Source organism: Streptomyces sp. M2CJ-2, from assembly GCF_016757295.1.
GTDB lineage: Bacteria > Actinomycetota > Actinomycetes > Streptomycetales > Streptomycetaceae > Streptomyces.
In genome coordinates this window covers 43382-63973 of record NZ_JAESIF010000040.1, presented here as the reverse complement: position 1 = coordinate 63973, position 20592 = coordinate 43382, and the positions used below count along the sequence as shown (strand labels likewise).

Below are 20592 nucleotides of genomic sequence, written 5' to 3'. Positions count from 1 at the left end.
TCCCATCATCGCAGGTCAGCGGGCACCTCTTCTCGTTCCGCCTTCCGCAGCCGGCCGTCATGCGGTGGATCCAGGCTGAACCCGTTCCCCGTTCGCCCGGGATGCGCGTCGGGCCTCCCACCAGCCATGCGCGAAGTCCGGTGCGCTGCAGGTGCCGTCGGTGAACGCTTCCAGCAGCGCCAGTTGCCGCGCCGCCGCACTGGTGGGCTCGACGTCGCCGAGGTGGGACCAGGCCCTGTGGACGGGTGGGTGAGCGGCTGCCACGGCCGAATGGGGTGAAAGCCGGGATGCCGTACCGAGTACGGTCCTCGGATCCGTTGACGCGTCGTGTTCCGAATCGGTCATCACACACCGCCCTGCCCATACACGAGACGAAAGAGATTCAATATGTGCGAGTTTCGCAGAGTGCCTCCTCCTGAGCTTCGGGCGGGCACAGCAGCACGGCCTGAAAGGTGATCCTCTCCTGACCCGGGAGCTCGGGTTTCCCCGCCCAGAATTTCGCGACGTCGTTCAGGGGACGAAGGAGAATGCCGCGTTCTTCGGAACTCTCGGAGAGCGCGGCATTCGGGTTTTCGATCGACTGCACCGTGCCCTCATTCCGTATGTCGGATCGGGCCGGTGGCCGCCAACGGTCGTCCGGCATCTGGCAGCCGACGGAGCCGGTGGACACAGTGTCGTCAACCCGACTGCTGGGCGCGGCTGTCGTCCCGCGGAAACCGGGCTCTACTCCAGTTCCGCCGCGCGCCTCTTGAGGTCCTGGGCGAATGCGTCCCAGTCGGGTCCGAAGGACAGCAGATCTGCTGCCGCCTCCCGGAGCAACTGCGGGTCGTCGGGGCGTTGCAGGCAGGCCAGGCGGTAGGCGAGGTTCCGGGCCCAAGGAGGCAGAGCCGTCCAGTCTTCGGCGAGGACGCCCCGGAGCATGGTGAGGATCTCGTCGGCCGTCGCGAAGGTGAGCTTCTCGACGAACTCACGGGCCGCTTCATTGACCTGCCGGCTGTCGGCGCCGTCGATCCCCTGGCTGAGGCTTCTGGCCGCGGGGGTCGGATCGGGCATCTCTCACTTCTCCTGACGGATTTTTCCGGTGCCCCGAAGAACGGAGGCGGTCGTGGCGGGGACGGGGCCCAGGTCCTACCAGAGCTCGTAGTACCGGAACTCGCCCAAGCCCTTGACGTTCGGGGCGCCCTTGCGGGAGACGGCCGGCAGGTACGGACTCTTGTGTTGGCAGACGCCGTGTCCCACGCAGGTCATGTTGCTTTATGCGAGGGGCGAGAGTCCCCGTCGTGTCGCGTTGCAGCGAGGCATGTTGTCCCTTTGTCCTGCACAGCCGTGTGACTTAGGTCACGTTTGCGTGGCGGTGCTACGTCAGCTGGAACGATAGGTGAAGGGATGGGTTCGGGCACAGGGGCCTTCCATGTAGGTGTGACTGAGCGGTTTTGTTGCCTGATGCGGCACTGGCACATCCCAGCCCCCGCCTTTGATGCGAGAAGGAGAGGGGGACAAGCCCAGCGGGTCGGCCCACACGTGCGGACAGCGACCACGGCATCCGCCGCGCCTGCCCGCAGACAACCGTCGGCAGGACCGCCACGGCTCTGGCATCACGGGTTCCCATAGTCCTCCACCAGGTTGCCGATGAGCGAGAGCAGGGCGTCGACGCGGTGGCGGTCCTCGCGCTGGGCGCGCAGGGCCTGGTGGATCTCCCGGAGCCGGGCCAGGGCGGCCGGGTCCCGTTCCCTCACCTCGTCGAGCAGCGGTGTGGTGATGACGTCCAGGCATTCGGTGAACACGAGCCGGGTGGCCGGGACGGGGGGAGCCGGGTCGGGGGCGGCGAAGCCGGTGGTCAGATACCGGGCGGGATCCGTGAGGCTCCAGCCGACGACGGTGCCGTGCTGGATCAGGAGCGCCACGTCGGCGGCGATGCCGACGCGGGCCTCCAGAGGCTCGTCGAGGACGTCGAGGTCGCGCAGGCAGGTCAGCACGGTGTCCCCGGGGGCGCGGCAGAGCTCAGAGGTCACCTCCAGGCGGAAGTCCCGGGCCTCGTCCGCGCGGAGACCGCCCGGGTGAAGGAGGGGTGTGGCGGGAACGCGGGCAGAGTCCTCGGCATCGGCGGCCTCGACGCCGGGGATCTGAAACTCGGCGCCGACCAGTTCCAGGCCGGCCCGGTCGAACCGGAGCTCGTCAGGCGTGTCCCACAGCCACGGCTTACTGCCGAAGGTGTCCAGAAGGAACCGCCCGCGTTCCTCGACGTTTGCGTACGTCGCGATGCGCACACGGAAGTCCCGAAAATCGAAACGTGGGGTGATGTCCAGCGGATCTCCCGTCACCGTCGCGGTCCAGTCGTCGTCGATGGTGATTCTCATGGTGAATGCCACCTCATCTGACCTGCTCTGCGGGAGCCATGTAGCCGTTCTTGGCTGGAATCCTGCCCTCCACCACGTCCGCGTGCGTAATCGGTTTACCGGGATCGGTGGGCAAGCCGCCCAGCGCCTCGGCCCCGGAAGGACCCTTGATGCCGGACGAACCGTATGCCGTGATGACATTGCCTGCCCCGGTACGGTCAGCCCGGGCCACCACGATGTCCTCCCCTTGACGGAAGATCAGGTTTCCGCTGCCCGCCGTCGAGTGGTACACCGCGTCCGGCTTCTTGAGGATCTCCATGACCATGTCCTCAGTGAAGCCGTGGTCATGCGCGTGGTAGTTGCCGGCCTTCTTCATCTTGCCGCCCTGCGCCCTCTCGATGGCCTCGTCCATGGCCTTGAGGGCGTCCTGCCTGGCCTTCTGGGCCTTTTCCTCCTTCGTGTACTTGGGCATCAGGCCCAGCGGGTCGCATCCCGCGTACGGGTTCTCGACGTAGGTGACGGGGTTGGGCGCAGGGCCGAGCCCGAGCGGGTCCGGGGAGGTGTAGCGGCCGGTCTCGGGGTCGTAGTGACGGAAGCAGTTGTAGTGGAGACCGGTCTCAGGATCGTAGTACTGGCCGGGGAAGCGCAGCGGGATGTAGGCGCTGCTGTCCCTGGCCCAGGCGGTGGTGCCCCAGAGCGTGCTCCGGCTGCGCCAGGCGATGTCCCCGGACTCGTCGATGAGTTCGGTCGGCGTGCCGACGAGATCGGTGGCGAGGGCGAAGAACCGCCGGTCGATCTCCTCCTGACCGCTGTCGGCCGTGAGGATGCGCTCGGTCTGGGCCAGGGGCACGACGTCCCGGTGGTCCCAGGTGAGGACGACCGTGTTCGGGACGTCCGGCCGGTGGCTGGTCTGCTCGCACAGGGTGAGGCCGTCCCAGGTGAAGCGGACCTCCTCGACCACGGCCTCGCCGTCGGCCGCCAGGCGCTGCTTCGCGGTGCGGCGGCCCAGCGGGTCGTAACGGTAGCGCCACCGGGTTCCGTCGGGGGTGGTGACGGAGGTGAGGCGGTTCTCCGTGTCCCACTCGTAGCGCCAGGTGTCGGGCTTGCGGGACAGGCGGGCTTTCTGCCGCAGGGTGACCCGGCCGAGGGCGTCGTGCTCGAAGCGGACGCTTCCGGCACGGGTGATGCGGGTGCCGCTGTAGGTCCGCTCCCCGGTCGCCTCACCGCCCGGATGCCGGTCCGGCCAGGTCGCCGAGGTCTGGTTGCCCGCGTCGTCGTACGCGTACCGCTCCGTCCATCCCGGCGCGTGGACGGCGGTGACCCGGCCCATCGGGTCCAGGTCGAAGGTGCGGGTGCCCGACAGCCGGTCCGCGACGGAGGTGAGATGCCCGTCGGCACGGTAGGCGTAGGCACGACTGGTGACAGCGCGGGCCCCGGCGGTGGTGTGCTGCACGGCGAGCCGTCCGGCCTCGTCCCAGGCCGACGTCATGGTGATCGCGTCCCCGTAGGTACGGGCCAGTTCGCGGCCGGCGGCGTCGTGGGTGAAGCCGATCTGCCGGCCGCCCGTGGTCAGCCGCGCGGGAAGTCCGTCGGCGCCGTAGGCGTAGGACGTGACATGGCCGGTGGGCGTGGTCCGGCGGATGCGCCGCCCCAGGCCGTCGTAGGAGTAGACGAGCGGGCGGCCGTCCACCAGTTCTGTCTTGACCTGCCCGCGGCGGTCGTACTGGTAGCGGAGTTCGCCCTCCGGTCCGATCGCCTCCAGGAGGCGGCCCGCCTTGTCGTACGTGTAGGTCGTCGCCCGCCCGTCGACGTTCTTGCGGAGGACCTGGCCGAGCCGGTCGCGCTCGAAGGAGATGGTCCCGCCGAGGGCGTCGATCCGCTCGGTGAGCCGTCCCTCGGCGTCCATGCGGTAGGTCAGGGTGCGCCCGTCGAAGTCGGTTTCGGACACGATGTTGCCGACCGCGTCGTACTCGTAGGTCCAGGTCAGCCCCTGCGGGTTGGTGACCTGGGTGAGGCGCAGGTCGTTGTCGTGCTCGAACTGGTAGCGGCTCCCGTCGGGTCGGGTGCCGGCGAGCGGGAGGTCGAAGTGGGTGTATGCGTAGCGCGAGACGCCGCCGGCGGCGTCGGTGTGGGTCAGGCAGTTGCCCTCGCCGTCGTAGGTCCATGACTCGGTGGTGCCGTCCGGGGCGGTACGGCGGGCGAGCTGCCCGTCCGCGTTCCATTCCAGTCGGGTGACCCCGCTCGTCGGGTCGGTGACACGGACCGGGCGGCCCAGCCCGTCCCGCTCGGTGCGGGTGATGGCGCCGGACGGGTCGGTCACCGCCACGACCAGCCCCGCCGCGTCGCACACCACACGGGTCGTGTCCCCGAGGGCGTCGGTGACGGAGGTGAGCCGGCCGGCGTCGTAGGTGGAGCGGGTGGTGTGGCCGGCCGGGTCGGTGACCGCGGTTCGGTTGCCGCGCTCGTCGTACGCGTAGGTCGTGCGGGCGCCGTCCGGCCCCACAACCTCCGTCGGCAGCCCGAGCGGGCCGCGCACGATGCGCAGTTCGGAGCCGTCCGGGCGGACCGCGCAGACCAGTCGGCTGTTCTCGTCGTAGGTGTAGGCGGTGATGGCGCCCAGCGGGTCGGTGCGGGTGAGCAGGTTGCCGTGGGTGTCGTAGGTGGAGCGGGTGGTGTGGCCGAGCGGGTCGGTGGTGGCGATCACCCGGCAGCGGTGGTCGATGAGGTGGCGGGTGGTGCGGCCGTCGGCGGTGGTGAGGGTGGTGGTGCGGTGGCCGGTGGCGGGGTCGGGTTCGGTGTAGGTGAGGGTGATCTGGACGTGGCCGGCCTCGCCGCCTTCCGCGACGACGCGGTCGCGGTCGTCGTAGGCGTAGTCGTAGCGGCTGTCGTTGGAGTCGATCCAGGCGGTGACGCGGCGGCGGTCGTCGTAGACGAAGGTGGTGGTGGCGCCGGAGGGCTTGGTGACGGTGGTGAGGTCGCCGTCCTGGTAGCCGTACGCCATCAGCGGCAGGTCGGCGTTGTTCTCGCCCGCGCCGGCCAGGGCGAGGGCGGTGATCCGGCCGTCGGTGGTGGTCAGTTTCACCCGGTGGCCGGCCGAGTGGACCAGGGCCGTCGGCAGGCCGTCGTCGGTGCGGTCGACGGTGACGGTGTGGCCGTTGCGTTCGGTGACGGAGATCAACCAGGCGTCGCCGTCACCGCCGGGCTCGCCGCCGGGCGGGGCGGCGAAGTGGCGGACCAGACCGGTGTCGGGGTCGGTGACCGTGTAGTCCCCGTCCGCGTCGCGGGCCAGCAGGGTGCGGGCGGTGCCGGACTCGGGGCGGGTGGGGGCGCCGGGGACGGGGTGCGGATAGGTGATCAGCAGGCCGTCGGCGGTGACGTGGACGACGCCGACCGGGTCGATCTCCAGGCGCTCGTCGACGGTGGAGGTCCAGGCCGGCCCCAGGAAGCGGCCGGCCGTGCAGCCCGACTCGGTGCGGCGGGTGAAGACCAGCGGCAGGATGCCGGGGGTCTCCACGTCGGTCTGGGGCAGGAACATGCGGCCGGAGGCCAGGTCGACGGGGTCGGTGCCGTCGGTGGTGCGGTCGCCGTCGGGGCGGTTGTGCGTGCCGTCGGGGGCGTCGTCGACCAGTCTGCGGACCCGCGCGGCGTCGGCCGCGTCCACGGCGATGCGCACGCCCTTGACCGCGGCGCCGCCCCCGCCGGTGGCCACGGTCAGCGCGGCGTCGGGCAGCAGACGGCCGAAGCCCTCGTAGGGGTCCTTCATGAAGTCGCTGACCATCTGCTTGCCGGTGCCGACCGGGTCGTTGGCGGCCAGCACCAGGCCGGAGGCCAGGCTGTTGAGGTTCGTGGCGTACTCGGCCGGATGGGTGAGGTTGTACGGGTCCAGCGGGTTGACGCCCCGCACGAAGTTGAGCAGTCCCGCCGTGCCCTTGATGATCCCGCCGCCGACGTGGTCGCCCATGATCTGCAGCTCCTGCAGACCGTCGCCCACCTGCTGCGCGTACGACGGCTTCTCCGGGGCCATGTCCCGTGCCGCGCGGACCGCGCTGCGGGCGGTCTCCGCGGCGGTGTTCCGCTGCTTGCGGGCCTCGGCGAGGATGTCCTGCGCCTCCTGCATCAGCTTCTTGCCCGGGTCGTCGAACGTCGGCGCCGGACAGGGCGGGAGCGCGGACGGGTCGCGCCGGTCGGCGGGCTGGGCGTTGTAGCGGTCGACGGCCTTGTTGTAGGCGTCGACCTTCTTGCGGTGGGCGTCCGCGGCGTCCTCGGACGCCTTGACCCCTTCCTTCCACTTGTCGATCGCCGTCTGCGCCTGCCCCTGCGCCCAGCTCACGGTGCCGGCGAACGACTCCAGCGCGCCGACCGCCTTCTCGCAGGCGTCGGCGCCGGTGAACCACTTCGGTGGCTGGGTGCTCACCGCCTTGCGCAGTGCCTCGGCGGCCTCGCCCTTGAGCTGCGAGGAGTCCAGGCCCTTCAGTCCCTCACCGGCGTCGTCGAACGCCTTCTGGAAGGCGCGGAGTTTCTCGGCGGTGGAACGGATCTTCTCCGGACTGCCGTAGACCAGCTTGGTCTTGTCCTCGGTCTCTCCGAGGTCCATCTCGTCGACCTCGGCGCCCATCCGGTTCGCGACCGAACGCGACTGCTCACGCACCCAGTCCGCGCCCGACTCCCAGCCGACGTCGTCCAGCCGGTCCGCGGTCCAGTTCCCCGCGCCCTCGACCCGGTCGCCGAGCCACTCGACACCGTCCTCGACCGCGTCCTCCACCGAGTCAGGCGTGATGTCCTTGATGAAGTCGCCTATACCCACGCTCAGTTACCCCCGTCGCCGCCCGGACCGCCCTGCTGCTGCGCCTGTCGGGCGCGCTCCTCGGGCGACGGGCCGAACGTCTCGTCCAGCGCCCGGTTCCACTCGCTCTCGTCGATACCCAGCGCCTCGTTGAACATCTGTGACTGCTGTCCGCCCCGCCCCTCCGTGAGCAGCGTCCGGCCGGTGTCCTTCCAGGTCTGCTCGATCTCCTCGCCGGCCCGCTCGAACGATTCGCCGCTCCAGTCCGGGTCCAGGTAGTCCGGCGTGAACACCTCACCCCAGCCCTGCTGGGTGATCTCCTCCTCGGAGGCGTGCGGGTTGCCGCCCATCAGGGCGTTGACCCCCACCTTCAGCGATCCCGCGACGTACTGGTCGTGCTCCCACAGGGTGCCCGCCGCCAGCCCGAGACGGTTCGCGATCTGGCTGGCGTCGTTCACCAGGGCGCGCACGCCCCACTCCCAGCGTTCGCAGAAGTCCTCGAAGTCGACGGACAGGCCGTGGTGACCGGTCTCCATCCCGGTCATCGACAGCTGGGAGAATCCCTTGCCCATCACCGAACCGGTGGCGCCGCCCAGGTCGCCCAGCTCGTCGATGGTGGCGCCCACACCCTTGGTGAACTTCGCGACCGACGCCTTGTCGAAGTTCAGATCCGTCCCGTCACCGCCCACGACCGCGCCCCTCCTCCTCCGCCGCGTCGGTGTCGACGGCGGCACCGTCGGGAACGATCCCGGTGACCGGCGGGAAGAACATCGACCCGTCCTCGTCGGCGATGTCCACCGCCAGACCGGCGGGCTCGCCCAGGCCCGGCACGATCTCGTCCACGATGCGGGCGCCCAGCAGCGCGGCATAGTCCATCGGCCGGTCGCCCGGCCCGTGGTGAAGGGCGAAGCGGGCCAGTGCCGTCTCGTCCGTGAAGGCGCACACCCACCGCACTCCACCCGAATGCGCGCTCCACAGGCGGCCGTCGACGGACGGGACCAGAAGGACCGACCGCCGCATCTCACCGACCAGCGCCCGAGGATCCCCGACCCCCGCCCTCTGCTCGGCTATTCGCTCGGCCAACGCCGTCCTGGGCTGCTCCACGAACCCTCCCTCGTCATGGCGTCACGGGTGACTGATGGCACCGTAGATCACGACGCGCACGAAGGGGGCGCTGGTTCTCGTGAAACTCAACCGGGCACCCGTCAGGCTCCGTTGGTCCGGCCGCCGAGGTTCCACGGGATGCGCCGGACGCATGGTGCTCACTCCGGTGCGTCCCGCACAGCGCGCTGGACGAACTCCGTCGGACGCGGAGGCAAGCCGCTCGACGGCCGGGGGGACACCTTCGCGTCGTCCGGCCGGAGAGGGCGAGCCGGGCGAGTGGATGACCCGGCGCGGGTCCGGAGGGTGTGCCGCCGAAGGGTTCACCGCCGCGTACGCGGCCGGGGAGGGCGGACTCCCGGACGACGGGGCGAGCCGGCGCATCCCGGTGGTCCGGGCGGCGGCCGAACGCCCCGGCGGGCAGTGGTGAGACGTGCTCCCCGACGGGCAGAGCGGCCTCGGCCCGGAAGACCTGCCCCCACCGGAGCCGTACCGGGCCCGTCCGGTTGCGATTTTCGCATCCTGTTCCTAGGGTGAGGGCATGACGAAGACCGTGACCGATCGTGTACGAAGCGTCATGCTCAGGGCATCGGTCAAGCAGGCGGAGTTCGCCGAGAAGGTCGGGCTGACGCCGGACAAGCTGTCCAAGTCGCTCAGCGGGGTCCGCCGGTTCACCTCCCTGGACCTGGCGCGCATCGCGGAGTTCGACGACACGACGGTCGACTGGCTGCTGACCGGCCGTGATCCGCTGCGTCCGGCCTTCGCCGCCCGTGCCGTGCCGTCGGCGATGAGCGGGGACGGCCGTGCCACACTCAAGGACCTCGTCGAACGCTTCACCAGTGCGCACGAGGTGCTCGTCCTCCTCGGCAGGGCACCGCAGCAGCCGGAACTTCCCTCGGCCGGCACGCCGCACCCCACCGCTCCCACGGATGACAAGGGTTATGTGGACGAAGGCGTGGCGCTCGCGGAAGCCGCGCTCGCCCGGCTGGGCTCCGAGGGATCACCGCCGGTGGGCAGCATGGACAGCGCGGAGCTCCTCCAGGCGCTGGAGCGCACCTTCGGGGTGGACGTGGCCAAGATCGGACTGCCCGAGGGGATCGACGGTGCCGCCTGGCAGGCGGACGGCTTCCGGCTCATCATGATCGCCCGGTCCCGTGTGCCCACCCGTCAACGCTTCACTCTCGCGCACGAACTCGGACACATCCTGGCCCGGGACGCACAGGACCTCCTGACGGAGACCCACCTGACCCCCGGTCACCAGAAGGACCTCACCGAGGTCCGCGCGAACGTGTTCGCCGCCCACCTCCTCATGCCCCGGTCGGAGATCGAGGCAGCGGTGGGGGAAGGCGGTCTGTCGGACGAACAGCTCACGTCCCTGGTGGTCCACTTCCAGGTGTCACCCAGCGCTCTGGCGGCACGCCTGTCCCAGTTGGGCCTCATCGACGAGCGGACCGCGGGCAGGCTGCGCGGACTCACCACCGAGGACTGCCACTGGCTCACCGGGCAGAGCGACCTCTTCCAGGCCCGTACGGCCTGGTCGCAGACCAAGCGGCTGCCCTTCCGACCCGCCCAGATGCTGTACGAGGCGTACTTGGACGGAGAGACCACCCTGCGGCCGTTGGCGGCCTACACGGGATGGGAGGCCGACAGGCTCCGCGAGGTGCTCGAACCCGACCCCGTTCCTCCGGAAGATCCCTCGGCCACTGCCGCGGTCGACGAGGGGGACCTGGTCTTCCAGCCATGACGCGCCACTGCTGGTTCCCCGACAACACCGTGCTGTGCAACTTCGCGGCGGTCGACCGTCTCGCCCTGCTGGAGAAGGTCCTGGACGGCCGGGGACGCTGGACCCAGGCCGTCGCGGCCGAGGCCGAGCGGTCGTCGCACTACTGGCCGGGGCTGAGCGAGGTGGCCGGGGGTGGATGGCTCGGCGCGCCCATCGAGATCGACGACCCGACCGAGATCGCGTTAGTGGACCGCACACGACGCGTCGTCTTCGCGGGTTCTCCGTCCCGGCCACTGCAACACCTGGGCGAGGCGGAAACCCTGGTCCTGATCGAGCACCGCAGCGAGTTCGCCCGCTCCGTGTGGATCACCGACGACGGTGAGGCGGGCCACTACGCGCGCCGCAGAGGGATCCCCGTGAAGGACACCGTCGGCGTCATGCGCGAAGCCGTCGTCGACGGGCTGGTCATGGCCGACACCGGCCATGAAATCCTCACCGCCATACAGCGGGCCGGCCGGCACGTCCGGGGTGTTCCCCGCAGCCCCGAGGACCTGCTGCGCTGAACGGGCGGACAGCGGGTGCGGACCTACGGGGCGCCCACGCCGACGGCTGACCAGGCCCGCCCGGGGCCGTCCTATCCGTATCGAGCGAAAGAACAGGGTTGATGACGAAGGAAGACACCGACCGCCAGGACCGGTGCGTGGTACTCGAGGAGATCACGGACGAGAACTGGCGCGCCGTCGCCGATGTGGCCCCCGCCGACGACCAGCGCCGGTTCGTGGCCGCCCTCGGCGCACGCTATCTGCTGCTCTCCCTGCGGGGCGGAACCTGGAACTCCCTCGCGGTCCGGGCCGGTGACGAGGTCGTGGGCCATGTCATGTGGGCGTACGACGAGGAGGACGGCACCCACTGGATCGGCGGCATGGTCGTCGACGCCGCCGAGCAGGGCAAGGGCGTGGGCCGCGCCACGATGCGCGTCCTGATGCGGCGCCTCGCCGCACTGCCGTCCTGCCGCGAGATCCGGCTCTCCTACCACCCGGAGAACGCCCCCGCCGCTCGCCTGTACGCGTCGCTGGGCTTCACGCCCACCGGAGAGTTCGAGGACGAGGAGATCGTGGCCGCGCTGAGCAGCGGGTCGGTCGCCGCCTGACCACCCAGGACGACCGGAAGCCCTTGGTGGGCGCACTGGCCCATCAGATGTAAGCGGACCCATGCCAGCCAACCACCGCTGGGCGACGGCGAGCAGCTCACCGGTGAGGAGGCGGTCCGCGCGGCGCGGACCGCCTCCTCACCGATCCGCACCCGGCGGGTGGGCCGCCGGCCCGGACGGGCGGCGCTGGTTACCACAGCGCGCCGGGCCGGGGCGCGGTGGTTGGGCCATTCGGCGGCATTGCCGCGCGCGCACCGTCGGACCGCTGTGTTGTGGAGCCGGACGCGCACCGCGGCCAGGGCATCGGTGGCCCGGGGCGCTCAGCCACGGAGAACCCACGAACGGAGTATGCCCATGCCCCTCATACGCCGATTCACAACGGTCCGCAGACGCCCTGCCGCGTTCGTCGCCGCGCTGGTGACCTGCTCGACCGTACTGACCGGCCAGGACCTCGCCGTGGCCGGCGGAACGCCCGCACCTTCGGTGCCCGTCCCGCAGTTGGACTGGAGCCCCTGTGCTCGAGGCAGCGAGTTCGACTGCGCGACCGCGAAGGTGCCGCTGGACCACGACAGACCGGGTGGTCGCGCCCTCGAGCTGGCGCTCGTCAAACGGAAGGCGACCGACCCCGGTCGGCGCATCGGCACCCTCTTCTTCAACCCCGGCGGCCCCGGCGGCCCCGGAACGGTGCAGATGCCGCAGAACTACGAGAAGTTCCCGCGCGAGGTACGGGAGCGGTTCGACATCGTCAGCTGGGACCCCCGGGGAATCGGCAGCAGCACCGCGGTGAACTGCTTCGCCAGTCCCGAGGAGGCCGCCGAATGGAACGCGGGCAAACCGGCGGGCTTCCCGGTGGGCGAGAAGGAGCGGGCGGCCTTCATCGCCGCGTACAAGGACCTGGCCCGGCGCTGTGAGCAGCGTGACCCCGAGCTGCTGCGCCACGTGTCGACCACCGACACCGCCCGCGACCTCGACCTGCTCCGCCGGGCGGTGGGGGAGTCGCAACTCACCTACCAGGGGATCTCCTACGGCACGATCCTGGGCGCCACCTACGCCAACCTCTTCCCCGGCAAGGTCCGCGCCATGGTCCTCGACAGCAACATCGACCCGCAGGCCTGGACGAATCACGCGTCCGACGCCGACCCCCGGCTCACGACGTTCCTGCGCATGGGCTCGGACCGCAGCGCGGCAGCGACCCTGGACAGGTTCCTCGCCCTGTGCGGGTCCACCACCACCGCCCACTGCGCCTTCTCCGGCGGCAGCCCGAAAGCGACGCGGACCAAGTTCGACCAACTGATGCAGCGGCTCCGGAAGCAGCCCGTGGGCGCGTGGACCTACGCCGGCACGGTCGCCGACGCGGTGAGCAGCCTCTACGTCGTCCACCCGGGGTGGACGGACCTCGCCGGCCGGCTGCAGGACCTGTGGCGGGGCCGCGCCCCGGAGCAGGCCTCGCCCCCACCCCCACCGGCGGTCCCGAACCCGACCCCGTACCTGGGTGAGGAACAGGGCGCCGCGGTGCTCTGCGGCGACAGCCCCAACCCGCGTGACCCCGCTGCCTACCACGCCATGGAGGAGGCCGCCGCCGCTCGTGCGGGCGACGCCGGACGCTTCTGGACCTGGGCCGCCGCGGGGTGCGCCACCTGGCCCGCGGTCGCCGCAGACCGCTACCGCGGCCCGTGGAACAAGCCGACGGCGCACCCCGTCCTGGTGGTCGGTACCGCCTACGACCCCGCCACCCCCTACTCGAACGCGCAGGCCATGGTCAAGGAACTGGCCAACGCCCGCCTGCTCACCAACGACGGCTACGGGCACACCGCATTGATCAACCCCAGCAGTTGTGTCCAGTCACACGAGAGCCGCTACCTCATCGACGGCACCCTCCCGCCGGTCGGAACGACGTGCCGGCAGGACACGCCTCCCTTCTCCGCACCCAAGCCGATCGGTGGCGTCGCCACCGGCGGCGGCGGAACGGCCGGCACCGTCTTTTGAACCGGCCACGCTCCTCGGCCACGTCCCCAGGCCAGACCTCCGGCCTGGACGCGGACCGACAACGCGCCCGCGCCTGCGCCCGGACCCGAGAGCGGGGTCCGGGCGCAGGCGCATCCGCAGTGTGAACATCCGCTGTCCATGACCAGGAGGGAACAACTCGCTGGTCTTCCCGCAGATCCGTAGGGAACGCTGTACGGGTGATTCAGCGTGAGGCTGCTGTTCGGACGGTCGAGGAAGAGCTGGAACGCACCTTTCAGGAGGAACTGTCGGCGGGCCTGCGTCCGATACGCATGGCGGTGGCCTCCGTGGAGGAACACGAACTGGTGTGGATCGTCTGCTGGACGTCCGAGGAGTTCGTGTGTACCGGAAGGCCGGAGTCCATGCTGGTCGGGAACGGGCCGTACCTGGTCGATCGTGTCGACGGAAGTCTCCATGGGATCGGTGTCGTCTCCTGGGCCACCGGCGTGTGGGAGGCCGACTACAGCGTCCGTGTCCGGGGGTTGACCGAGCGGACCGCGGTGGACGATCTGTACGACGAGGTGCGCGCGGTGGCGTCCACCCGCGGGCGCGTTCATGCCATGCACGCCCTGCACCAGCGGCTGCCGGTGCTGTCCCTCGCCGAGACGATCGCCTACGTGACCGCCTTGCTGGAGGGCGATGCTCCGGAGCACCTCGTGGAGGTCGCCACTCGAGAATTGGTGCCGCCGCCGGTCAGCCGGGTACTGGCCGTCCACACCATCCGCGGAGCCGCGCACACCGCCGGCCCGTGACGCGTCCGGTCGGCGTCCCATGCCGTCGTCGAGGGCAGCCGCTGACGGCCCGTCAGGCCGTCGACCAGGACAGATGCAGACGTCCGGCGGGAGGGCCAGGCCGCACCGGCGGGGGTGATCTCCGCCACCACCGGCGGGGGCGCTCCAGCGGGCACGCTAAGCTGCACATGCCCCGCGGGGGAAGTCCGGTCGAATTCCGGCGCTGACCCGCAACGGTAGGTGGAGCCCGTCCGAGGCCCCGCAAGCCCGATCACCCGCGGTGCGAAGGCTCCTGTCATTCGCCGTGGACTGCGAGAGGTGCTGCGCAGGGCGCCCGCGCCCGGGGCCGCTCCTTCTGTTGCGTAGGGGCACGGCCTGAGGCGAAAGCGATCCGTCCGTGGCCACCACCCTCGAAACCGAACCTGCCACGCCCGCGCACACGCCCCGTACCGGAGCCCGGGCCGCGTCCCCCAGACGCGTGCCGCTGCCCCTTCTCCTGATCGGCCTGGGCGCCGCTCTGCCCGTGTCCCTCGTCTGCGGGGTGGGGATCGGGGCGTCGGGGATCCCCTGGGGCGAGGTGCTGCACCATCTGTGGGCCGGGGCGACGGGCGGGTCCATAACTCCCGGCCAGGTGCCGGCGTACACCATCGTCTGGGAGCTGCGCTTTCCCCGGGCCGTGCTGGCCGCGATCGTCGGGGCCGGACTGTCGGCCATCGGCGTCGCGGTGCAGGCCATGGTCCGCAACGCTCTCGCCGACCCGTACGTGCTGGGCATCTCCTCGGGCGCGGCCGTGGGCGCCAACGCCGTGCTCATCTTCGGAGCCTTCGGCGCGCTCGGCGTCTGGGCCCTGTCCACGGCGGCGTTCCTCTCCGCTCTTCTGGCCATGGTGCTGGTGTACGCGATCGCCCGTACCCCTCGCGGCCTGAGCCCGCTGCGGCTCGTTCTGACGGGCACCGCGATGTTCTACGGCTTCTCGGCCGTCACCACGTTCATGGTGTTCGTGGCCGAGCGCGGTGAGGCGGCTCGTTCCGCGATGATGTGGCTGCTCGGCAGCCTCGGCGGCGCCGACTGGGCCTCCGTTCCGATCGCCGCGGGGGCGGTGCTCGGCGGCCTCGGCCACCTCGCGTGGTCGGCGCGTCGCCTGAACGCCCTGGCCATGGGCGACGAGACGGCCGCCGCGCTGGGAGTGGACCCGGGGAGGCTGCGCAAGGAGCTGTTCCTGGTCTCCGCGGCCGTCACGGGGGCGGTGGTGGCGGTGAGCGGGGCGATCGGCTTCGTCGGACTGATGGTTCCGCACGCCGTGCGGATGCTCGTCGGCGCCGACCACCGGCGGCTGCTGGCCGTGGCACCACTCGCCGGAGCCGTCCTGCTGGTCTGGGTGGACATCCTGTCCCGCGTGGTGCTCGCGCCGGTCGAACTGCCGGTGGGCGTACTGACCGCGGCCATCGGCGTGCCGTGTTTCGTCCTGCTGATGCGCCGCCGCTCCTACACCTTCGGAGGCATGTGATGCGGGTCGACGTCGACGCACTGACCGTCGAGGCCGACGGTGCCCGGCTGGTGGAAGAGGTCACGCTGGGTGCGGCCGAGGGGCAGCTCGTCGGTCTGGTCGGGCCCAACGGCAGTGGGAAATCGACCCTGTTGCGCTGCGTCTACCGGGCGCTGCGCCCCTCGGCCGGTACGGTCCGGCTCGGCGGTGAGGACCTGTACGCCATGAGTGCGCGGGAAAGTGCCCGCCGGGTGGCCGCACTGCCCCAGGAGGCGGTCACCGAATTCGACTTCACGGTCGCCGAGGTCGTGGCGATGGGGCGGTTGCCGCACCAACGGTCGGCGGCCCGGACCACCGACGAGGACCGCGGGGCGTGCGAGGCCGCGCTGGCGGGGGTCGGCGCCGGCCACCTCGCCGACCGCGGCTTCCTCACCCTCTCCGGCGGCGAGCGGCAGCGGGTCCTGATCGCCCGGGCGCTCGCCCAGCGACCCCGGGTGCTGGTGCTCGACGAACCCACCAACCACCTGGACATCGCCCAGCAGTTGGAAGTGCTCGCCCTGGTGCGCGGCAGCGGGCTGACGGTGCTCACCGCGCTGCACGACCTCAACCTCGCCGCACTCCACTGCGACCTGCTCCACGTCATCGACGGCGGCCGGATCGTCGCCTCCGGCGCTCCGCACGACGTGCTCACACCCGGGCTGCTGGCCGAGGTCTTCGGCGTGCGGGCGCATCGCGTCCCGCATCCGGAGACCGGCGCCGTACAACTGCTCTTCGACCGTCTCCTGCCCGCTCAGTCCACTCAGCTCGATCAGCCTGCTCAGTCCGCTCAGTCCGCCACCTGAGGAGTCACCGCCACCATGCCGCACCCGGTACGCCCCGCCGCACTCGCACTCGCCACGGCCCTGCTCCTCACCGGCTGCGGTGCACAGGTCACCTCCCAGGAAGGGGAGAAGGACGGTTCCGCGGCACGTGACGGCCACTATCCGGTGACCGTGGAGAACTGCGGCCGGAAGAAGACCTACGACAAAGCCCCCCAGCGCGTGGTCACCAACGACGTCGGCATCACCGAGATCATGTTCGCGCTCGGACTCGAGGGTCACATGGCGGGCTACGTGATGCCCGACGACAAGGGCGACCTCACGTCCGTTCCCTGGAAGGACGCCTACCACAAGACCAGGTGGCTCTCGAAGGAGAGGATCACCAAGGAGCTGGTCCTCGACGCCCGTGCCGATCTGGTCTTCGCGGGCTGGAACTACGGCTTCAGCGAGGGAACCGGCTTCACCCCCGCCGAGCTGGACGAGGTGGGCGTCGACTCGTATCTGCTGAGTGAGTCGTGCCGCAACGGCAACGGGAAGGCACGGGGCGTGATGTCGCCGCTCGACGCCCTCTACACCGATCTGCGGAACCTGGGAAGGATCTTCGACGTCGAGGACCGTGCCACGACCCTCGTCGCGACGTTCCGGAAGCAGGTGGCCGAGGCGCAGGCGAAGGCGCCGAAGGGGGCGGACCGTCCGAGGGTCTTCCTCTACGACGACGGACGGGACAAACCGCTGACCTCGGGCGCGTACGCAGGTCCGCACGACATCATCACCAAGGCGGGCGGTGATCACGTCATGAAGGACCTCGAGGACAGCTGGACGACGGTCGGTTGGGAAACCGTCGTCGAACGTGACCCGGAGGTGATCGTGATCAACGACTACGGGGACACCAGCGCCGACCAGAAGCGGAAGTTCCTGAAGTCCTATCCACCGCTCGCACACGTCTCGGCCGTCGAGAACGACCGGATCGTCGTCCTCGACTACGTGGACCTGGTGGAGAGCCCGCGCAACCCCGCGGCCGTCAGCTCGCTCGCCGCGGAGCTGAGGGACTTCGACCGGGGCGGATCTCCCCGGGGAGAGGGGTGATGCCGCATGTCCGTCGACGCGAACCCGGCCGAAGCGACGTCCGGTCGGGCCACGGCCCCGCCGCCCGCCCCGTCGAACACCCCCGCGCCCTGCCGGGTCGTCGTGTGCCGGGACTGCTGTTGCGGCAGCGCCAAGGTGCCCGGCGTCGACCACGCGGCGCAGACGGCGCGCCTGCGCGAGGCGGTTCCGACACGGGTGTCCGCCTGCCTGGACCTGTGCGAGCAGGCCAACGTCATCGTCGTCCAGCCTTCCGCGGCGGGCCGGTCGGCCGGCGGCCGGCCCGTCTGGCTGGGGCTGGTCAACGACCCCGACGCCATCGAGGACATCGTCGCCTGGGCGCACGCCGGCGGCCCCGGTGTCGCACCCCTCCCGGACATCCTCGACCTCTACACCGTCACCCCGCCGCGGCGGGGCACGGCCCCCTGAGACCGTGCTCACCGGACCGCCTCGAACCCACCTCGCGACGCCCGCCGGAAGGAAACGCCCCGGTATGACCGAACACGCTCAGGCATCCACCGAGGCCGTCACCGCGGCCCTGCACGACGTGGCGACCCTCGGCGGATTCTTCGTCCTGCCCGTCGGCGGCCCGGACGAGGGCCGGCACCCGCTGCTCGACCGGTCCTCCGCACGCGGCTTCACCGACCTGTCCGCAGCCGTCGCGCGGCGGTACCGCACCGGCGAACCGCGGATCGGCGTGTCCATCGCCCACCTCGGACACGCGGCCCGCCTCTGGTCCCCTGCCCTGGCGTGCGTACTGCTGCACGGGATCGTCCCGGACCTGACGGAGCTGCGGCGTGCCGACGACGGGCCGGCCCTCCGCCTGCCCCGCCCCGCCGGCTGGTACGCCGAGCGGCTCCCCGACCCCGCTCTCACCCTGAACGAGCAGGTGATGCGGCATCTGCGCGCACTCGAGGCCGGACTGCGCGTCAAGATCGCTCCGCGCCTGCTGGACGGGAACGCCGCCTCCGCACTCGTCGGATCGGCCCATGTCCTGCTGTCGGCCCGCCCCGAGCTGCGGGAGCCGCTCACGAACCTCACCACCCGGCTGCTGAGCACCGGACGACTCGCGGGCACCGGAGTGATCACCGGCCCGGATCTCACGTTCCGCCGCCGCAGTTGCTGCCTCTACTACCGTGTGCCGAACGGCTCGAAGTGCGGCGACTGCTGCCTGGCCGGCCGAGACGGACCGTCAGCCTGACTCTGTCCGCAGCACGTGTGCACGGCCGTCGCCGTGCACATCGAGCACCTCATGTCAGTCACTGGAACATCGGTCTCCCGGTGGCCGACTACGCCGTCCTCGCTCCGTGGCGGTGCTCCCGGGCGCCCGCAGCACCGAGTGGGCGGGGCCGGCGGCACCGGAGGGATCGGCGTACGCGGTCACCTCGGTGGACCGCGCCAACCGCGAGAGCGCCCCCATCACCGCACGGCTGCACAGACACTGACGTCGCATCCGGTTCGCCCTCCTGGCAGCCGAGCCATATCGGACGTGCCGACGGCCCCTTGATCCCCAGGCAGACCTTTGCCATGACCTCTTTCCCGTCCCGATCCGGTGCCGCACTCGACCCACGGCTCTGGCATCTGCGCCGGGGGTCAGCTACCGTCCGTCCCGCCCGCCGCGCTGAAGAGGCCCGCCACACCGTCCAAGGAGTAAGTCCCCCATGTCATACGTCGTGGTCGCCCGCTACCGCACCAAGGAGGGCGAGGAGAACACCGTTCTCCCCCTGCTCGACACCATGGCCGCCGCCTCCCGGCAGGAGCCGGGCAACCTCGCCTACCGCGTCCACCAGGGCACCGAGGACCCGCGGGCGATCGTGCTGTACGAGGAGTACGTCTCCGAGGCCGACTTCACCGCGCACTGCGCCACCCCGCACTTCCAGGAGATCGTGCTCGGCAAGGTCGTCCCGCTGCTGGAGAGCCGTGACGTGCTGCGCTGCGCCCCGCGTCCGGAGGTGCGGGCATGAAGACCCGTGCGGTGGTGCTGCGCGGTGTGTCGACCGCCCGCCCCTACTCCGACACCCGCCCGGTGGAGGTGGAGGAGCTGGAGCTGGGCGCCCCGCGCGAGGGCGAGGTGCTGGTGCGGATCGCGGCCGCCTCGCTCTGCCACTCGGACCTGTCGGTGGTCAACGGCGACCGGGTCCGCCCGCTGCCCATGGCGCTGGGCCACGAGGCGGTGGGCGTCGTCCAGGACACCGGACCGGGCGTCAGCCGGGTCCGGCCCGGTGACCATGTGGCTCTGGTCTTCGTGCCGAGCTGCGGCTTCTGCGCCGACTGCGCGGCGGGCCGGCCCGCCCTGTGCGCACAGGCGGCCGCGGCGAACGGATCGGGTGCGCTGCTGCACGGCCCGTCGCTGCTGACCGACGCCTCCGGCACCCCGGTCCACCACCAGCTGGGCGTCTCCGCGTTCTCCGAGCACGCGGTGCTGGCCCAGGAGTCGGTGGTGCCGATCCCGAAGGACATCCCGTTCACGGTGGCGTCGATGTTCGGCTGCGCCGTCCTGACCGGCGCCGGAGCCGTGATCAACACGGCGGCCCTGCGCCCCGGCCAGTCGACGGTGGTCTACGGCCTGGGCGGCGTGGGCCTGGCCGCGGTGCTGGGTGCCCGTGCGGCGGGCGCGTACCCGATCCTCGCGGTCGACCCGGTCCGTAAGAAGCGCGAGCTGGCTCTGCAGCTGGGCGCGACTCACGCCTGCGCCCCCGGCGAGGCGATCGAGGAGGTCCGCGAACTCACCGGCGGCGGGGCCGAGGTGGCCGTGGAGGCGGTGGGCAGTCCCGAGGTGATGGCGCAGTGCCTGACCGCCGTGGCCCGGGGCGGCAAGGTCGTCTCGGTGGGTCTGCCCGCCCCCGACCGGGTGCTGCAGGTCCCGGCCCTGGCGTTCGCGGGCGAGGGCAAGTCCCTGCTGGGCTCGTACATGGGCGACGCGGTCCCGCGCCGCGACATCCCCCGGTTCCTGGACCTGTGGCGGGCCGGCCTGATGCCGGTGGAGCGGCTGCACACGGGCACACTGCCGCTGTCCGACATCAACGCGGCGATGGAGGAGCTGGCTTCGGGCCGGGCGATCCGCCAGGTCATCGACGCCTCGGGCATGCTGGACACCTGACGCGGCCTGCCGGGCCCGGCCGAGGGCGTCCCTCGGTGACCGGGAGGGACGCCATCGGTGTCTTCCCGGTCCGGCGCGTCGCCGCCCGAGGTCGTGAGTACGTGATGGATGTCGTCCAGAGCGTCCTCCTCCAGCACCGGCGCTCGTGACAGCCGGCACTCAAGCCACTCACTGTTCGTCATGACCGCTGTTCACCCCCTCTTCGAGGTATCAGCTGCATCCCGGAGGAGAGTGCGAGTCCTCTGGGAGAACGACGTCCTGTCCCTCTCGGACGAGG

At 71.1% G+C, this 20592-nt stretch carries 20 protein-coding genes and 1 riboswitch; of the genes, 14 read left to right on the top strand and 6 right to left on the bottom strand.

From position 1 onward, the window contains the following. Positions 1–382: 382 nt before the first annotated feature. The 6 genes from JL475_RS25840 to JL475_RS25815 all read right to left on the bottom strand — a co-directional run bounded on the left by JL475_RS25840 (position 383) and on the right by JL475_RS25815 (position 8223). On the bottom strand, positions 383–586 hold the full coding sequence (locus JL475_RS25840) for a hypothetical protein (RefSeq protein ID WP_202280327.1): 204 nt from the start codon (positions 584–586) through the stop codon (positions 383–385). Positions 587–723: 137 nt separating this feature from the next. Further along, a complete protein-coding gene (locus JL475_RS25835; protein ID WP_202280326.1) occupies positions 724–1053 on the bottom strand; it encodes a hypothetical protein in 330 nt (109 codons plus the stop codon). A 542-nt stretch (positions 1054–1595) separates the two neighbouring features. After that, complete coding sequence (locus tag JL475_RS25830; protein ID WP_202280325.1) at positions 1596–2357, bottom strand: hypothetical protein; 762 nt, start codon at positions 2355–2357, stop codon at positions 1596–1598. 13 nt (positions 2358–2370) lie between these two features. Then, on the bottom strand, positions 2371–7140 hold the full coding sequence (locus JL475_RS25825) for a putative T7SS-secreted protein (protein WP_202280324.1): 4770 nt from the start codon (positions 7138–7140) through the stop codon (positions 2371–2373). Positions 7141–7142: 2 nt separating this feature from the next. Next, complete coding sequence (locus tag JL475_RS25820; RefSeq protein WP_202280323.1) at positions 7143–7808, bottom strand: hypothetical protein; 666 nt, start codon at positions 7806–7808, stop codon at positions 7143–7145. Beyond that, on the bottom strand, positions 7798–8223 hold the full coding sequence (locus JL475_RS25815; protein ID WP_202280322.1) for a hypothetical protein: 426 nt from the start codon (positions 8221–8223) through the stop codon (positions 7798–7800). Before JL475_RS25815 ends, JL475_RS25820 begins: the two co-directional genes overlap by 11 nt. A 280-nt stretch (positions 8224–8503) precedes the next feature. Between JL475_RS25815 and JL475_RS25810 the strand changes: the two genes are divergently transcribed. The 14 genes from JL475_RS25810 to JL475_RS25745 all read left to right on the top strand — a co-directional run bounded on the left by JL475_RS25810 (position 8504) and on the right by JL475_RS25745 (position 20315). Then, complete coding sequence (locus JL475_RS25810; protein ID WP_202280321.1) at positions 8504–8650, top strand: hypothetical protein; 147 nt, start codon at positions 8504–8506, stop codon at positions 8648–8650. 111 nt (positions 8651–8761) lie between these two features. After that, complete coding sequence (locus JL475_RS25805) at positions 8762–9964, top strand: ImmA/IrrE family metallo-endopeptidase (RefSeq protein ID WP_202280320.1); 1203 nt, start codon at positions 8762–8764, stop codon at positions 9962–9964. Then, a complete protein-coding gene (locus JL475_RS25800; protein ID WP_202280319.1) occupies positions 9961–10506 on the top strand; it encodes a hypothetical protein in 546 nt (181 codons plus the stop codon). The genes JL475_RS25805 and JL475_RS25800 overlap by 4 nt, the downstream gene beginning before the upstream one ends. Before the next feature lie 101 nt (positions 10507–10607). Next, positions 10608–11093: an N-acetyltransferase gene (locus JL475_RS25795; protein WP_202280318.1), complete on the top strand. Its 486-nt coding sequence runs from the start codon at positions 10608–10610 to the stop codon at positions 11091–11093. 354 nt (positions 11094–11447) lie between these two features. Beyond that, positions 11448–13079: an alpha/beta hydrolase gene (locus JL475_RS25790; RefSeq protein ID WP_237408252.1), complete on the top strand. Its 1632-nt coding sequence runs from the start codon at positions 11448–11450 to the stop codon at positions 13077–13079. A gap of 197 nt (positions 13080–13276) precedes the next feature. After that, a complete protein-coding gene (locus JL475_RS25785; RefSeq protein WP_202280316.1) occupies positions 13277–13849 on the top strand; it encodes a YrhB domain-containing protein in 573 nt (190 codons plus the stop codon). Positions 13850–14026: 177 nt separating this feature from the next. Next, positions 14027–14105: riboswitch (cobalamin riboswitch) on the top strand. A gap of 120 nt (positions 14106–14225) precedes the next feature. Further along, positions 14226–15335: an iron ABC transporter permease gene (locus tag JL475_RS25780; RefSeq protein WP_202280315.1), complete on the top strand. Its 1110-nt coding sequence runs from the start codon at positions 14226–14228 to the stop codon at positions 15333–15335. Continuing rightward, positions 15335–16156 (top strand): ABC transporter ATP-binding protein, encoded by an 822-nt coding sequence (locus tag JL475_RS25775; protein WP_202280314.1) that lies wholly within the window; start codon positions 15335–15337, stop codon positions 16154–16156. The genes JL475_RS25780 and JL475_RS25775 overlap by 1 nt, the downstream gene beginning before the upstream one ends. Positions 16157–16171: 15 nt before the next feature. Beyond that, positions 16172–17218, top strand: coding sequence for an ABC transporter substrate-binding protein (locus JL475_RS25770; RefSeq protein WP_202280313.1), 1047 nt, complete (start codon positions 16172–16174; stop codon positions 17216–17218). A gap of 6 nt (positions 17219–17224) precedes the next feature. Then, the gene (locus tag JL475_RS25765; RefSeq protein WP_237408251.1) at positions 17225–17644 is read left to right on the top strand and encodes a (2Fe-2S) ferredoxin domain-containing protein; all 420 of its coding nucleotides are present in this window, start codon (positions 17225–17227) and stop codon (positions 17642–17644) included. Between the two features lie 64 nt (positions 17645–17708). Further along, positions 17709–18416: a (2Fe-2S)-binding protein gene (locus tag JL475_RS25760; RefSeq protein WP_202280312.1), complete on the top strand. Its 708-nt coding sequence runs from the start codon at positions 17709–17711 to the stop codon at positions 18414–18416. 106 nt (positions 18417–18522) lie between these two features. Then, on the top strand, positions 18523–18660 hold the full coding sequence (locus JL475_RS25755) for a hypothetical protein (RefSeq protein ID WP_202280311.1): 138 nt from the start codon (positions 18523–18525) through the stop codon (positions 18658–18660). Between the two features lie 216 nt (positions 18661–18876). Next, on the top strand, positions 18877–19179 hold the full coding sequence (locus JL475_RS25750) for a putative quinol monooxygenase (protein ID WP_202280310.1): 303 nt from the start codon (positions 18877–18879) through the stop codon (positions 19177–19179). Next, on the top strand, positions 19176–20315 hold the full coding sequence (locus JL475_RS25745) for a zinc-binding dehydrogenase (RefSeq protein WP_202280309.1): 1140 nt from the start codon (positions 19176–19178) through the stop codon (positions 20313–20315). Before JL475_RS25750 ends, JL475_RS25745 begins: the two co-directional genes overlap by 4 nt. The last annotated feature ends 277 nt before the right edge of the window (positions 20316–20592 follow it).

Coding starts and splice junctions, on each gene's coding strand:
- JL475_RS25835 (WP_202280326.1), bottom strand. CDS start 1,053: ATGCCCGATCCGACCCCCGCGGCCAGAAGCCTCAGCCAGGGGATCGAC.
- JL475_RS25830 (WP_202280325.1), bottom strand. CDS start 2,357: ATGAGAATCACCATCGACGACGACTGGACCGCGACGGTGACGGGAGAT.
- JL475_RS25810 (WP_202280321.1), top strand. CDS start 8,504: ATGACCCGGCGCGGGTCCGGAGGGTGTGCCGCCGAAGGGTTCACCGCC.
- JL475_RS25805 (WP_202280320.1), top strand. CDS start 8,762: ATGACGAAGACCGTGACCGATCGTGTACGAAGCGTCATGCTCAGGGCA.
- JL475_RS25800 (WP_202280319.1), top strand. CDS start 9,961: ATGACGCGCCACTGCTGGTTCCCCGACAACACCGTGCTGTGCAACTTC.
- JL475_RS25795 (WP_202280318.1), top strand. CDS start 10,608: ATGACGAAGGAAGACACCGACCGCCAGGACCGGTGCGTGGTACTCGAG.
- JL475_RS25790 (WP_237408252.1), top strand. CDS start 11,448: ATGCCCCTCATACGCCGATTCACAACGGTCCGCAGACGCCCTGCCGCG.
- JL475_RS25775 (WP_202280314.1), top strand. CDS start 15,335: ATGCGGGTCGACGTCGACGCACTGACCGTCGAGGCCGACGGTGCCCGG.
- JL475_RS25770 (WP_202280313.1), top strand. CDS start 16,172: ATGCCGCACCCGGTACGCCCCGCCGCACTCGCACTCGCCACGGCCCTG.
- JL475_RS25765 (WP_237408251.1), top strand. CDS start 17,225: ATGTCCGTCGACGCGAACCCGGCCGAAGCGACGTCCGGTCGGGCCACG.
- JL475_RS25760 (WP_202280312.1), top strand. CDS start 17,709: ATGACCGAACACGCTCAGGCATCCACCGAGGCCGTCACCGCGGCCCTG.
- JL475_RS25750 (WP_202280310.1), top strand. CDS start 18,877: ATGTCATACGTCGTGGTCGCCCGCTACCGCACCAAGGAGGGCGAGGAG.
- JL475_RS25745 (WP_202280309.1), top strand. CDS start 19,176: ATGAAGACCCGTGCGGTGGTGCTGCGCGGTGTGTCGACCGCCCGCCCC.